General features: G+C 43.1%; 10 protein-coding genes. 1 reads left to right on the top strand and 9 read right to left on the bottom strand.

The genetic code is table 11. The features are described from left to right. A partial coding sequence (locus tag FLJC2902T_RS02740) for a choice-of-anchor J domain-containing protein (RefSeq protein WP_035676781.1) occupies positions 1-7537 on the bottom strand: 7537 nt, incomplete at its 3' end. 179 nt (positions 7538-7716) lie between these two features. Here FLJC2902T_RS02740 and hflX point away from each other — a divergent pair. Continuing rightward, on the top strand, positions 7717-8946 hold the full coding sequence (gene hflX / locus FLJC2902T_RS02735; RefSeq protein ID WP_023578257.1) for a GTPase HflX: 1230 nt from the start codon (positions 7717-7719) through the stop codon (positions 8944-8946). Between the two features lie 41 nt (positions 8947-8987). On the opposite strand, the gene FLJC2902T_RS02730 is transcribed toward hflX, so the two are convergent. The 8 genes from FLJC2902T_RS02730 to FLJC2902T_RS02695 form a co-directional block, all read right to left on the bottom strand. Next, positions 8988-9860, bottom strand: a complete 873-nt coding sequence (locus tag FLJC2902T_RS02730; protein ID WP_023578256.1) for a DUF3078 domain-containing protein — start codon at positions 9858-9860, stop codon at positions 8988-8990. A gap of 70 nt (positions 9861-9930) precedes the next feature. Then, complete coding sequence (locus FLJC2902T_RS02725; protein WP_023578255.1) at positions 9931-10434, bottom strand: DUF2480 family protein; 504 nt, start codon at positions 10432-10434, stop codon at positions 9931-9933. 72 nt (positions 10435-10506) lie between these two features. Beyond that, entirely contained in the window at positions 10507-10830 is a 324-nt protein-coding gene (locus FLJC2902T_RS02720; protein WP_023569718.1) for an SUF system Fe-S cluster assembly protein, read from the bottom strand. An 84-nt stretch (positions 10831-10914) separates the two neighbouring features. Continuing rightward, positions 10915-11334: a SufE family protein gene (locus tag FLJC2902T_RS02715; RefSeq protein ID WP_023578254.1), complete on the bottom strand. Its 420-nt coding sequence runs from the start codon at positions 11332-11334 to the stop codon at positions 10915-10917. 1 nt (position 11335) lies between these two features. Then, positions 11336-11806 carry a hypothetical protein gene (locus tag FLJC2902T_RS02710; RefSeq protein ID WP_023578253.1) on the bottom strand — a complete coding sequence of 157 codons (471 nt, stop codon included), beginning with the start codon at positions 11804-11806 and terminating at the stop codon, positions 11336-11338. A gap of 11 nt (positions 11807-11817) precedes the next feature. Continuing rightward, on the bottom strand, positions 11818-13032 hold the full coding sequence (locus FLJC2902T_RS02705; RefSeq protein WP_023578252.1) for an aminotransferase class V-fold PLP-dependent enzyme: 1215 nt from the start codon (positions 13030-13032) through the stop codon (positions 11818-11820). Positions 13033-13102: 70 nt separating this feature from the next. Continuing rightward, a complete protein-coding gene (locus tag FLJC2902T_RS02700) occupies positions 13103-14260 on the bottom strand; it encodes a hypothetical protein (RefSeq protein ID WP_023578251.1) in 1158 nt (385 codons plus the stop codon). Continuing rightward, complete coding sequence (locus FLJC2902T_RS02695; protein WP_035676778.1) at positions 14244-15239, bottom strand: DUF2157 domain-containing protein; 996 nt, start codon at positions 15237-15239, stop codon at positions 14244-14246. Before FLJC2902T_RS02695 ends, FLJC2902T_RS02700 begins: the two co-directional genes overlap by 17 nt. Positions 15240-15252 lie beyond the last annotated feature (13 nt).

Genomic DNA, 15252 nt, shown 5'->3' with positions numbered 1-15252 from the left:
GATCGGTGTAACCTGAACCGTATGTATAAGTCGCCACTCCGTAACGGTTAAAGATAGACAATTTAGTGATATTGAAACTTGACAAATCAAATGCATCATTTTTACCGTCACCGTTAGGGGAAATACCTCTCGGGATTTCACAACCGGCATCCTGAAGATCTATTGAAGCAACCTGAGAAATACATCCGGTCGAAATAACTCTAACTGAAACAGTGTAGATAGCCTCATTCAATCCGGTGAAAACAGGATTAGACTGATAAACACCTCCATTCAAAGAATATTCATATCCTGCACCCAGAGGAGAAAGTACCTCAATGCTGCCAGTCAGATCATTACAAACAGGTTGCGTGTTTACCACTAAACCTGGTGCATCAGGAATAACAGCACCAATAATCTCAATAGAAGCCTGAGAAGTACATCCGGATGCAATATCACGAACAGTAACGATATGCGTTCCAACTGCTAATCCGGTGAAAGTAACTCCGGCTTGGAAAGCAGCTGCATCAAGACTATACTCATAACCTGCGCCTAAAGGAGCTGTAATTTCAATAGATGCTGTTGGTGCATCACAAGTTGGTTGCACCGTAACATTTACAGAAGGCGTTGCAGGACTTGCCGGTGTCGGATCAATAACCACAACAGTTATTGAAGAAACACAGCCTGTCGCAGTATCACGAACTGTTACATTATAGGAACCTGGTGTCAATCCGGCAAATGTAACTCCTGACTGATAAGTTGTTCCGTTCACGCTATATTCATAATTGGCACCGAGCGGAGCGGTTACTTCAATTGTTCCAGAAGGAACGGCACAAGTCGGTTGAGCGACAATGGTAACAGACGGAGCATTCGGATTCGCAGGAATCGGATCTACCACAAGCATTGTTGCAGAAGAAACACATCCTGTAACCGTATCACGAACCGTAACGTTATAAGTACCTGGTGTCAACCCGGCAAACGTTGCAGAAGTCTGATAAGTCACTCCATCTAAACTATACTCTAAGGTTCCTCCTGTTGGAGCCGTCACCACGATTGTTCCTGTTGTAGTGATACAATTCGGTTGCACAGTTACACTAGCGGTTGGAGCTGCAGGGTTTGCAGGAATAGGATTCACAACCAAGGTAGTTGTTGTCGAAATACAACCTGAAGCTGTGTCACGAACAGAAACAGTATACGTTCCAGAAGCTAAACCTCCAAAGGTAGTATTGGTCTGATAAGTAACACCATCAAGGGTATATTCTAACGTACCTCCCAGTGGAGCCGTTATCACAATTGTTCCGGTTGTGATTATACAAGTTGGCTGAACCGTAACCGTAGCTATTGGCGCGGATGGAGACCCCGGAGCCGGATCTACGACTAGTGTTGTTGCCGTAGAAATACATCCTGTAGCAACATCCCTAACAACAACATTATAAGTTCCCGGTAGCAAAGTTGAGAATGTAACACCTGCCTGGAATGTGGTTCCGTCTAAACTGTACTCGTAATTTGCACCAATAGGAGCTGATACAGTAATACTACCCGTAGGTACTGCACAAGTTGTTGGTGAAGTAGCTGTTGCTGTAGGTGCAACCGGAGCAGTAGGCGCAACTAAAACCGCAAGGGTTACAGTCGAAATACATCCTGTGGCTACATTTAAAACAGTTACATTATACGTTCCGACAGGAACATTGGTAAAGACGTTGCTTGCCTGATAAGTAGTTCCGTCAATACTGTACTGATAGCTTACTGTTGCCGGAGTATAACTTCCGACATTTGTGTATACTTCAGGATTTAACGCGTCCCAGTCTGCAGGGTTCCAAGAGTTGCTTGGAGCTGAAGCCGTCTGAAGTCTTCTGTAAGTATAACCTGGTAGATTATTTGGTGTAAATGCAATACCATCTCTTCTACCCCAGTTGTCAATTTCATTACCTGCAGTATCGGTTAATCGGATATTGTCATCCACATTAACACCACCGCAACCGGCAACTACCTGATGAGGAACAACTCCTCCCTGATTTGTGGCACTTCCAACAGCAATAATACGAACAGCATTATTTGCCACTGTTCCCGTTAAGGCAAAGTCACATGAAGTGGCAGCACCACCGTTATTATAAAGTTTCAATCTGTAATTGGTAAGATTCACCGTTGCGCCTGTTCCGTTATAGATCTCTATATAAGTCAGTGCGCCTGCATTAGAATCAGTAACTTCAGAAATAAACAAGTCGGAATACGTTGCAGGTCCATCTACCGGAGCAGTAACTGTTATCTGACCGCCTCCGATACACGTTGGCTGAACTAATGCCACAGTTGGTGCTGTTGGTGCATTCGGCAAGGCATTCACAGTTGCCGTTGTAGAAACAGAAGTACATCCGGTAGCAGTATCACGTATTACTACGTTATAGGTATTCGGTAATAAACCGCTGAATACATTGGTTGCCACATATGTAGTTCCTCCATCAATACTGTACTCGTAGGTAGCACCCGTTGGTAAAACCGTAATTGTGCCCGTTGGAGTTGTACAAGTCGGCTGTACTACCGTAGGAGCGGAATTTGGTGCAGCGTTAATTGTAACCGCAGTAGTAAATGAAGTAGTACCACAACCGGTAGAAGTAGGGAAATTATACGATACAGTATACGTTCCCGGAACACTTCCAACAGGAGTTATTGCACCAGTGTTGGCATTGATAAGCAATCCTACCGGAGAAACTGAGAAAGTCCCTCCAGAAGCTCCTGTTACAGTAACCGCCTGAGTTCCTGACAAATTATTACAATAAGCCGGAGCAGCATAAGCAATCGTTGCAACAATTGGTTCTACGATTGTAATTACATACGAATAGGTTTTAACAGCACATGTAGCCGTCGCTGCAAGCGTGTTATAAATAATATAATTACCTGCTGGTGTAGCAGCTAAATTAACTTCCCCAGTGGCTGTGTTAACAAAAACAAGCGCCGGGTTAGGACAAGAGAATGTTCCGGCAAATGAACCCGTAGCAATCGTTGCAACAGGGTTAGCACTTGTTCCTTTACAATACGTTCTAGGGTTGTAAGAGAAATTAGCATCGGGACAACAAATCGTCGTACCCGCTCCAGGAGTTCCTGCATTTATCTGATTTAAACTGATCGTACCGGTTTGGTTCGAGAAGTTAGTAATCAGAATAATATAATATTGTCCTGCCTGTGCATTCGGTATGTTGAACTGCTCGATTGGTGCAGCACTATAACTACAACCGTGATCTTGAGGATTTCCGGCCGATGGATTCGTATTTACCGGAGGAATAAACGGAATACCGGCGGCACATCCTGCAGCCTGACTCGTAAACGGCCCCCAAGCTGCGTAGTCAACATCCAGATTTGGTGTTGCACTTCCCGGAGAAGATTGTGTCAATTCAAAATTAATCGGACCAGTGGTTCCCACCTGAATTGTGAAATACGTAGGGTTAGGAGAACTTGATAAACATCCGATGGTTCCCAAACTTGTTACCCCGGTAGTATTTCCGTAAGTAATATTACAAACCGTTGAAGCGGTAGGACACGTGGAAGGTGTTGAAATACATACGTTAAATGTAGTTGTTTGAGGTGTAGCCGCATTGGAGTACACTCTTATGTAATAGGTTTGCCCAACAGTTAATGCGTTAAGCGTACCATTTAGCTGATTTGCAGCACTACAGAACACCTGAGTTAAACCTGCACATGTACCGGAATAAACAGCAAAATTCAGATTGGTTGTCGATCCGACCACATTCTGCAATGAAACATTCAGATAAGTATTGCTGGCAATAAACTGATACCAAACATCGTCATCGGCAGTACCAAGACAAGGTGCAATAGGTGTTCCCACTGATCCTGTAGCCAATGAAAGTGTACCCGGTACCGTTTGATTACAGAATGCATTCGCATTCACAGGAACGAATGTAGCGGAAGCACATTCGTCATTTGCCGGTGCAGTCGTGAAATTAAGTCCGTTAGACCAATAACTTGCATCGGTCGGTGAACATATCGCACTTACGAAAAATGTGTAAGCCGTACTAGGGTTCAATCCTGTAATTAAGGCAGGATTCGAGTTAACCACGGTTCCTGTAGTTCCCGGAGCAGGAACCGGAGAACCTGCCGGCAGGACTAATACCTGCCATTGTGTTGCTGTTGACGCTTCCGTCCATCCTAATAATGCTGAAGTGGATGTAACCTGAGTTACCGTTAAAGCAGATGGTTTAGGACAAGTTGGTGGCGGTGCACACGTTACGTTGGCGACCCAACCTGCTCTTATTCCGGAAGTGTCTGATCTGAATCGGAATGTTAAACATCCGTCAGTACTGCTGGAAGTAAAAGGACCAGGTACTGCCGTTCCCCAATAACCTCCGGCTAATCCTCCCGGTACATTTCCTGCACCGTTTGTACTGGCAAGTTGTGGAGCAGCAATAGAGTTACCATCGAAAACATACAATGCATCCCAGTTGGCTTCTGTATCAAAAGATGTAAAAGTAACCGTAACCACATCTCCCGGATTCGTAGGACAAATCGTCCATGTGATATCCGAACTGTTCGCATAATTCGCTGTAGGTCCTCCCGCATCAGTGAAAGTTCCGCCACATTGAGGAGGTGTTATTTGTGTTGTTGCTGAAACCGGACCGGTTACCGCACTGGCATCGGTTGTAGAACAGATGCCTCTTACGTAGAAATCATAACATGTAGAACCAGTCAAACCTGGTAATGTGAAAGGATTTGTAGGTGCCGGAACCCATCCTGCAGTAGCTGCAGTAGGTCTTGGCGAACCACATGGTACAGCGATTACTTCCCAAGCTGTAGCATCACCGCCGTTCCAGGCTAAATTCACTGAGTTGTGTGTAACTCCGGATTGTGAAAGTGATATTGGTGCCGCACAAGTCGGACGTGGCGCACAAGTTACATTAGCTACCCAACCTGCAGCAACTGTTGATGAACTCGATCTGAATCGGAACGTCAACGATCCGTCTGCAGCGGAAGAGGTGAAAGGACCAGGAATTGCTGTTCCCCAATATCCTCCGGCCAATCCTCCAGGAACTGTACCAGCTCCGTTCACACTTGTAAACTGAGGAGCTGCTGTTGTATTTCCGTTGAAAACATATAAGGCATCGTTATTTGCCTGAGTATTAAATGATGTAAAAGTAACCGTAACCACATCGCCTGCATTTACAGGGAACACAGTCCACGTCAAATCTTCATTGTTAGCATAGTTTGCTGTAGAACCCCCTGAATCAACAAATGTCCCGCCACAAACCGGTGGCGCTACTAAAGTTGTGAAAGTTACAGGTCCGGTCCAAACACTTGGGCCATTGGCACCACAGTTTGCCAACACATAAACATCATAGGTTGTTGAGCCTAAAAGCGGAGTTGCCACAAAAGGAGGAGGCGTATTAACTGTAGTTCCTTGGGTAGGTAAAGTCGGAGCTGGTGAACCAGCCGGCTGTACCACAACCTGCCAGGAAGATTCTGTTCCGCCCGGTGTCCAGTTTATGGATGCCGAGTTAGGTGTAATCCCGGAAACCGCAATATCCATTGGTTCAGGACATGCCGGAATATCTTCAACAATTACCGCATCGATAAATATTCTGGAACCGTTAGCTCCAGGTGCAACATGCCATCCGATGGTCACGTTACCTGAAATTCCGACCATATTAACAGTCTTCTCAAGGTAAGTCACGTTACTGTAACTTGCCTGAGGAAGGATTGTTGTCATAAAGTTAGCCGGATCAGTCCCTGTCGTTGAAACCTTAATTTCAAAGTTACACGGTGAAGTTGCCGATGAAACCCTGTATCTGTATCGTACACGCTGATTCCCGTTCAAAATTAATTGCGGAGACATCAACCAGTCATCGTTAGTTGCTAAACTTGAAACTATACTTGCTGACTGATTTCCTTCATACGGAGTAGTCGCATAATCCATGTTCCAGGCATTGGCGTCTGCCCCTACGTTTGCCACTGTCCAACAAATTTGTGTTGTAGAATCAGAGTTAAACCCTTCGAAGAAAGGAACTGCTATAGGCCCACATAACGTTCTGAATGTAAACGGACCTGCCCAAATACTGTAAAGACCGCCACCGCAATCAGCTCTAACATAGAACTCATATTGGGTGTTAGATGTTAATGTGGAAGGTGTCGTTACAGAAGTACCTGCATTGGGTGTTCCTGAACCTAAAGGCAATCCTGTACCTGCAGGCTGCACTACATATTCGAAATTAGCGAAAGTACTGGTCCAGCCCAATGTTGCATTGGTTTGGGTTGGTACTGCTGTTAAAGCTGTCGGCTGCGCACAGTTTACTTGCTGAATATTTAAGATGTACGGAATAGTTTGAGGCGTACCACTAGTTGAAATAACTATATAGTATGTAGTTCCCGCCGTAACATTAAAATTAGGAATGTTTCTCACGCCTCCAGTGGTATTGGCCGCACCGGCCAAACAAGTCGTTCCGACAGTGGCACAACTGCTGTATACAAACACACCCGAATTATTTCCCGTAGGTGTCATCGAAATATCAACAATACCTGTAAAAGAAGGTGTGAAAGAGTAGAACACATCATTTCCGTTTAAGAAGTTTCCTGTGATGCCACAAGAAGCACCCGGGCTACCATCTACCACATCACCATATAATCCCGTATTACTTGTATGCGTGTACGGAAGAGTTGTAACAGGAATCGGTCCTGAACACGCTTGACCTAACGGAATGGTATTAAATATAAACGGACCAGTCCACGGGCTGGTGTTACCAGGACCACAAACTGATCGTACATAAAAATTATATTGTGTACCCGGAGTAAGCCCAGGATAAATATATGGATTCGTAACCCCTGTTACCGTTGGGATCCCAGTAGGTGTTCCCGGACTTGCAACCATTTCGATATCCCATGAAGTCGCAGGACCAACGTTTGTCCAGCTCAACTGAGCTGTAGTTGAAGTAACCGACGTTGCATTCAGTGCGATGGGACTTTGACATTGCTGAACGATGTTTATGTCATCAATCAACCATCGGTCACCAGTAGTTGCAGGAGCTGCAGTAGTATTAGTATTCACTCTTACAAAAGCAAGGTAAATATTTTGCCCGCCATAAGCACTCAGACTCTGCACAATTTCACCGTACACATTGTAAGCAGTCGAACCACCGGCCAACATTGCTGTTTCCAGCTGTGTTTCTGTCCACTGTTGAACTGTCGTAAAACTTGCCTGATTGGTTTGTGAAGTTGTGGAAACGCGCAGTTGATAAAACGTACCATTATCACCGGATAAGGTCATTCTGGTCCAAAATCGCAACTGACCGTTTGTTGGAACCGCCACTGAAGGCGTAACCAACCAGTTTTCTGAAGTTGCCCCAGCAGGTAAGCTACCTCTGTTGGCGAGCGCGTGTTGTGTACCCCCATGAGCAGGATAAGTAGCGGAATTGGTGGCCACCCAATCTTGTGAAGCCGGACCAACACCGTTATTTGATACACTCCATGTTGCTGGTATCCCCGACTCAAAACCTTCCGGAAGTTGAGCAAAACCGAGTAAAGACAATAGCAACATGAAAATTACAAGAGTAATTTTTTTCATAACTAATATTTGGTTTGTTGTAGTTTAATTTCCAAATTTAGAAAAAAATAACCATTACATAACAATTATCAAAAAATTCACAAAAACAATTTTTTTAATAAATAAACTCACTTTGTGTTACAAAACGATTTTTTAAGGATAATTTATAATTACTTACTTTTGTATTTCAATTTGATAGCATGTTAGAAAAAGAATCACATAATTTTGAGAAAACGGTAATCGTCGGTATCGTTACTCAGCAACAGAATGAAGACAAACTCAAGGAATATCTCGACGAATTGGAGTTCCTTACGTTTACTGCCGGTGGTGAAGTAATTAAGCGTTTCTCACAAAAAATGGACAAGCCCAATCCAAAAACCTTTGTGGGAACGGGAAAAATGGAAGACATCAACCTATACATTAAGGAGAATGATGTTTCAACCGTGATTTTTGACGACGAACTCACACCTGCACAACAAAAGAACATTACAAAAATACTCGATTGCAAGGTACTGGACCGAACGAACCTTATTCTTGACATCTTCGCGCAGCGTGCCGAAACTTCTTATGCACGGACTCAGGTAGAACTGGCCCAATGCCAATATTTACTGCCGCGATTGTCCGGAATGTGGACGCACTTGGAACGTCAGCGAGGAGGTATCGGTATGCGTGGACCCGGGGAAACCGAGATAGAAACCGACCGTCGTATTGTTCGCGACCGCATCGCATTACTAAAGGAAAAAATAAAGACCATCGACAAACAGATGTCGGTACAAAGAAGCAACCGTGGCGCCATGGTACGCGTGGCTTTAGTAGGTTATACCAATGTGGGAAAATCAACATTGATGAATGCCGTAGGGAAAAGTGATGTATTTGTCGAAAACAAGTTGTTTGCCACCTTAGACACTACGGTTCGCAAGGTAGTAATAAAGAACCTGCCGTTTTTATTATCAGACACTGTTGGATTTATCCGAAAATTACCTACGCAATTGGTGGAGTCTTTTAAAAGCACATTGGACGAGGTACGCGAAGCAGATTTGTTATTGCACGTGGTGGATATTTCACATGCCGATTTCGAGGATCATATCGCATCGGTAAACCAGATTTTACAGGACATTAAAAGTGCCGACAAACCCACCATCATGGTTTTTAACAAGATTGACCGCTACAAACACCTTACCATTGCCGAGGACGATCTGATAACAGAAAAGACAACGAAACATTATACTCTGGAAGAATGGAAAAACACCTGGATGTCTAAAGTAGGAAAAGACAATGCGCTATTCATATCGGCTAAAAACAAAGAGAATTTCGAGGAGTTCCGCGAAAAAGTATACGAAGCCGTACGTGAGATACACATTACCCGTTTTCCGTACAATAAGTTTCTCTATCCTGATTATAAGGATGCCGTTGAAAAAGAAGAAGACTAATAAAAAATCCCATCTTACGAAAAACAGATGGGATTTTTTATTTAGAAACCATAATTAGCCGCTACACCGAAAACCTGACGGGTCTGAAATCCGCGGAAGGCATTATCATCGTAAATGGCCTGAAGTGCAATATTGGTGGTCAGGTATTTGTTTATTCTTAAAACGATATTCATCTGATAGTCCAAATCGATATTCTGCGGATCCTCCAGATAATTGGAATAAAGGACCAGTATGTTTTCGACGGAAACGTTGGCCATGATTATCATCTTATAATAACCCGCAACGTGAAAACCCAATTCGTAACGCATGGCTTCACCTTCTTTTACACCGAAATAGGCTTCGTCGGGCAAGGTTTGCGTTTTGTCTACAAAGGTAAATTTGGAAGAGAGCGGTGCGATGTTAAACTTCAGATTGTCGTTTTTCTTCCAGAGCATACCAGGTCCGAAGGTAAGATAGGCCGGAGACAGGAAATCCGTAAATTCGGTTCTGATTTCGGTTCCGTTGGCATCTTTATCGTAGATATACCCTATAGTGAACTGCGTTTTAAAATTGGCAAAAGCCGAATACGACCAATAACCCTTGGCTTTCTTTCCTAAAAGGGAGGTGATTTCAAGACGGTCATCGGTTTTCTTTTCGAAAGGGGAATTTTTGGTTTTCACCAATCCGTAAGCGGCAATTATTTTATTGTCCCAAGTCCAATCCTCATATTTATAATTGAAGTCGTAATTCACGCCCAGATTACCCGAAAGATTGTTCTCGCCTCCCACAACCCAATTGTTAAAGCTGGATTGATTGAAAAGCAATGATACATTCCCTTTTGTTTTCCAGTGCTTCGTACTATCCTGAACGATTTCCTGAGCAGCGCTGCTCATTATTCCCATAAGAAATAATAAAAGCGTAGTACTTTTTCTCATATTCAGCGTTATTTGTTATCACTAAAGTAACAAAAAACCTTCAAAAAACAGCGGAGAATCGTTAAACGTTCTATTTCTTCTTATAAAGTGGTACGGCAGAGCAGGCTTCACCAAACATGATGCTCTTGGCAAACGGCACTAATTTCTGAATGGCCAGCACATAGGCTTCCTGCGGAACAGGCTTATTGGAACAGCCTTTCAGGATTACGGGTTTGTCCTGAAACGGGGAATAATCAACTGTATCAAGTGTTTCCTGATACAGTGACAGTAAAAGTTCTTTTTTGGTTCCGTTAACCGTCTTTAACGCATACGGCTGTAAGTAGACCGACACCAGAGCGAAGGCCCAAGCGGGCAGAATGGCATCTTCGGAACAATACAACGTCACATAAGCCTCTTTGTATTGTGTCCAATCGTGTTGTTTGAGCTGATCGCGAAATTCGGTTTCCTTCAGAATGAATCCGCCAAACAACCATTGTGAAATATCCAATTCCACTATCGGTTGTTTCGGAAAATAATCTTCCAGATCAAAAACCTGTAAGGCGCTGTTGGCGACTCTGTTTACAATTTCATCCATAGTTCAGTCGCAGTCGCAGTCGCAGTTCTCAGTTGGCATACTGTGAACTCCGACTGTAAACTGCTTACTAATTTAAAGCATTCCTAATTCCAATTTCGCTTCTTCACTCATCAGATCCTTGCTCCATGGCGGATCGAAGGTAATTTCAACCTCACAGGATTTCACCGCATCGATGGATTTGATTTTTTCTTCCACTTCCATCGGTAATGTCTCGGCAACCGGACAGTTGGGAGAGGTTAAGGTCATAAGGATTTTCACTTCGTTGTCTTCATTGATCATCACGTCGTAAATCAATCCTAATTCGTAAATATCTACAGGGATTTCCGGGTCGTAAATGCCTTTTAATACTTTTACAACGTCTTCACCTAAATTTATTGTGTCGTTAAATTCTTCCATTTTTATTTTTGATTTTTTATCGCGAAGGCACTAAGTCACTAAGATTTCTTAAATGAACTTATTATGTCTTATATGGTTTTAAAATTATGCTTTCGCCTGAAAAGCCAGGGCGTACATTTTAATTTGTTTGATCATGGACACCAGTCCGTTGGCCCTGGTGGGTGACAAATGCTCTTTCAGTCCGATGGCGTCGATGAAATCGGTATCGGCATCCAAAATGGCTTTGGGGGACTGGTTTGAAAAGGCTCTCACTAATATCGCAATGATTCCTTTGGTCAGAATCGCATCACTGTCGGCCGTAAAAACAACACTTCCGTTCTTTTCTTCGGCATGAACCCAAACTTTGGACTGACAGCCTTTGATAAGGTTCTCCTCGATTTTATACTGATCCGCAATCAAAGGCAGATTCTTTCCTAATTCGATGATGTATTCGTAACGTTGCATCCAGTCGTCGAACATCGAAAACTCGTCTACAATTTCCTCCTGTATTTCTTTAATGGTCATTTTATTCAATTTTACCGCCAATGGCAATAATTATATTTACAATCTTTTCAATTTCGGCTGGCGGAAAACCACCGTCAAACGTTGCGGATTCAAAAGTAGTTTCCTTGGTAATCACTCTGAAATTAGCCATTGGGGCTCCGTCATAGAAACGTTTTTCGGTAGGCGCTTTCAAATCTTTCAACCCTTCTTTATTAACCGATTGGTATAAGGAAACCAATTCTTTCCAATCAGAATCGCTTACAGGTACCTCCACCGCCTTACCGTCGCGTACGGGAATCACCCACGCTTTTTTATCCGAAATCGTTATTTTGCGGTAGAAGCCTCGTGTGTTCGCCTCATATTCCAACGTTGGCAATACCTTTTCCTGTGCTGTTGCTTTGGCAGCCAACTCGTTTTTTTCGGCAGCCTTTTTTTGGCAGTTACAGCTTGTCAGTGTAATCACGACAGACGTTAAAAGAGTAAATAATTTCATAGTCTTTGTTTTTAAGATAACATCATCTGCGCTTTTTTTACCGCTTCCACAAAGGTATCAATTTCCTCTTTGGTATTGTAAAAGGCAAAACTCGCCCTGATCGTACCCGGAATATTGAAATAATTCATGATAGGTTGCGCGCAATGATGACCGGTTCGCACCGCTATTCCCAACTTATCTATAATTGTGCCAATATCATACGGATGAATCCCTTCAATATTGAAGGAGATTACCGAAGCCTTGTTTTCACTGGTTCCGTAAATTTTCAAACCTTCGATTTCCAGCAAACGTTTCGTACCGTACTCCAGCAATTCCTGTTCGTGTTTTGCTATGTTGTCGAAACCGATTCCGTTCATGTAATCGATGGCTGTTCCCAACACGATTCCGCCTGCAATATTGGGCGTTCCCGCTTCGAATTTATGTGGCAACTCGGCATAAGTCGTTTTCTCAAACGTCACTTCACTGATCATTTCACCACCACCCATATACGGCGGTAATTGATTTAACCAACTTTCTTTTCCGTATAAGATTCCGGTTCCGGTAGGTCCACAAACCTTATGCCCTGAAAACACGTAGAAATCGCAATCCAGTTCCTGTACGTCCGGACGCAAATGCGGTGTAGCCTGAGCGCCGTCGATTAAAACCGCAGCACCGACTCCATGTGCTTTGTCAATGATATATTTAATAGGGTTTACCGTTCCCAATGCATTGGAAATGTGGTTGACCGCTACAATTTTCGTTTTATCCGACAGTAAGTTATCGAACTCGGAAAGAATTAACTCTCCCTGGTCGTTCATCGGAATAACTACAAGTTTCGCTCCGGTTCTCTCGCACAAAAACTGCCACGGTACAATGTTACTGTGGTGTTCCAGTCCAGAAACCATCACCTCATCGCCCGCTTTCACGATAGCTGCAAAACCATTTGCTACCAGATTAATCCCTTGGGTTGTTCCCGATGTAAAAATGATTTCATGGTTGTACTTTGCATTCAGATGCTTTTGGATGGTATTTCTGGATTCCTCATAGGCATCTGTAGCCAACTGGCTCAACGTATGTACACCTCGATGAATATTCGCATTGATTTCGCTATAGTATCGGGAAACGGCATCGATTACCACCTGTGGTTTTTGGGCAGTCGCACCATTGTCGAAATAAACTAACGGCTTTCCGTTTACGGTTTGGGACAATATCGGGAATTGTGCTCTTACTTTTTGAACATCAAACATTTTCGTACTTCTAATTTCTGCAAATTTACGGCTTGTTTATTTAAAACTGATATAAATAAATGATAAAATATCAGAAATTCTCCCCGGCACCTCCCCCACTGAACCCACCGCCACCGAAAGGCATCTTATTCTCGGGAGTTACCGGTTTCACATCGCTTTGTGTTGCCATAATAAGCGCCTGTGCGTTTAACAGCAGAGTACTGTCGGAACTACGATCAGGCTTGAAAGTCACTCCTGTTTCTTTGTGTTTCAGGATTTTCATCGCACCAAAAGCAATCACGAAAAGCAATATTCCGCCCAAAATCAAAATAATTTCCAATGGCAGGAACTGATGATAGTATCGGATGGTAAAAAAGGAATACCCCAGCGTTAACAGACCGACAAGCAACATCATTCGGTCTTTAGCGTAAATCGAATAAGCAATATATAAGAGCGGAATAAGAAAGGTCAATCCGTAAAACAAAAGCGCGAGCGGAATGTCACCGCCTTCTTCCACCACAATACCCATCAGACTCTGTGACAATTCCCGAACCACCATATAATTGACCGAAAAATAACCTAACACCAAACTGAACGCTTTAAGAACCCAAAGCGCATTGGAATAAAGATAATTTTTCGCATTCGAATTCAGTTTATTGTAAATCACATAAATGCCAATCGCCAAAAGAAAACCTACGAAAGGCAAAAACAGGGTATCCATCAGATGCTGTTTGGTGATCAAATCGAATAACAAACCCACCCACCCGATACAACTTATCAAAGCGGACAGCGTGTGCATGTAACGGACACAACACACCAATCCGACTGCAATCATCGCAATAAAAACCGGTAAGGTGGCTTCAAAAGAAACACCGATCGCTCCGTAAAAGGCGACTTGCATCGATAAAATAAACGCATCGTCCAATCCGTGTTTGTGGTAGTTCTTGGCGGCTAACAATTCGGTTCCCACTAATCCGATGATCGCGTAAAAGTACAAAAGCGTTTCAGAATAGTTTTCCAGCAGTGGCGCAAACAGCAGCATAAAAGAGCCCATCACGGAAGAAAACAAAAAACAACCCAACAGGAAAAATCCGATCCGCACCAATATATTCCCATTCGACTGCAATAAGGGAAGTTGCGTTGCCGTCTGCGCCAATTGTTCTTTCGAAATAAATTTCATCTTGTACAAAGCTTTGGCTTCTGAAACCAAGGCTTCGTTTTCTAATTTCGTTTTATCGTAGGCCAGCATTTTTCTCTTTATTAAAGTTACGTACCAATTTGATGAACAGGACAATCGATCCGATCACGTAAATGGGTGAAACCATGATGATAAAATCGATAACAGAAGACAGATCTATATAATCCATGAGTTTAAACAATAGGATATTCAGTCCGACATAGCCGTAAATCAGGGAAAACACAAAAAAGGAAGTAGCTTTCAGCTGGTGACTAATCCGGTAAAAATAATAGACTGCTCCGGCCATCATCGGTACAAAAAATGACCAGTGATCTTCTAACAATCCCGCAATACAACACAGACCGACCAAATGCTGCGCAAAAGTATAATACACAAAATAAAAATGCTTTTTCAGGTTTACCCTCGTGGAATAAATTGTCCAGAGAATGAGCAAAACACCAAGCACCAGTCCGTAATAACTGAGGGTGGGATTGGAATAAATTTCATTTTCGAAAACAGTTTTGGGTGTGATGGTGATGCCGACAAAGGCTGCCAAAGCGGTTATGGCCATGGAGAGCACCATCCGACTGTCGAAATAATAAGCGATTCCGAAACAGATTACCGCAGAGAAAAGTGAAACCAATCCGAAATCGCTGCCGAAAACCGTGTATTGGTACTGTAGGTATCCGATAAAAATACAACACAGAATGCTTCCCGTGAGCACCAGATAATCGTAAATCGGATTCTCGAAAAGCACTTCCTCTTTGGAAAACCCTTTCGATTTTTTAAAACTGAAGTAAAAACAAACCACCATCAACGCAAAATTTACCGCCAGAATCGCCATATGCCCAATACTGTCGATGTTTTTGTAGACCAATGTTCCCACGCCACCGGTAAACAATAACACCGATAAATACAGTAGAAAAAGCAATTCGGTGTTCAGTGAAAAAATGCCTAATTTATTGTAGGCCTTTATTTCCGCTTGTTGTTCTTCGGTAACAAAACCCTGTTGCACGAGCTTTTCGATATGCTGTTCTGACTGTTTTTCCATTTGGCCTGAATTT

It is taken from the genome of Flavobacterium limnosediminis JC2902 (genome assembly GCF_000498535.1).
In the GTDB taxonomy this organism is placed as follows: Bacteria; Bacteroidota; Bacteroidia; order Flavobacteriales; family Flavobacteriaceae; genus Flavobacterium; species Flavobacterium limnosediminis.
The sequence above is the reverse complement of the archived record's forward strand: the minus strand, read 5'-3'. Positions and strand labels throughout refer to the sequence as shown.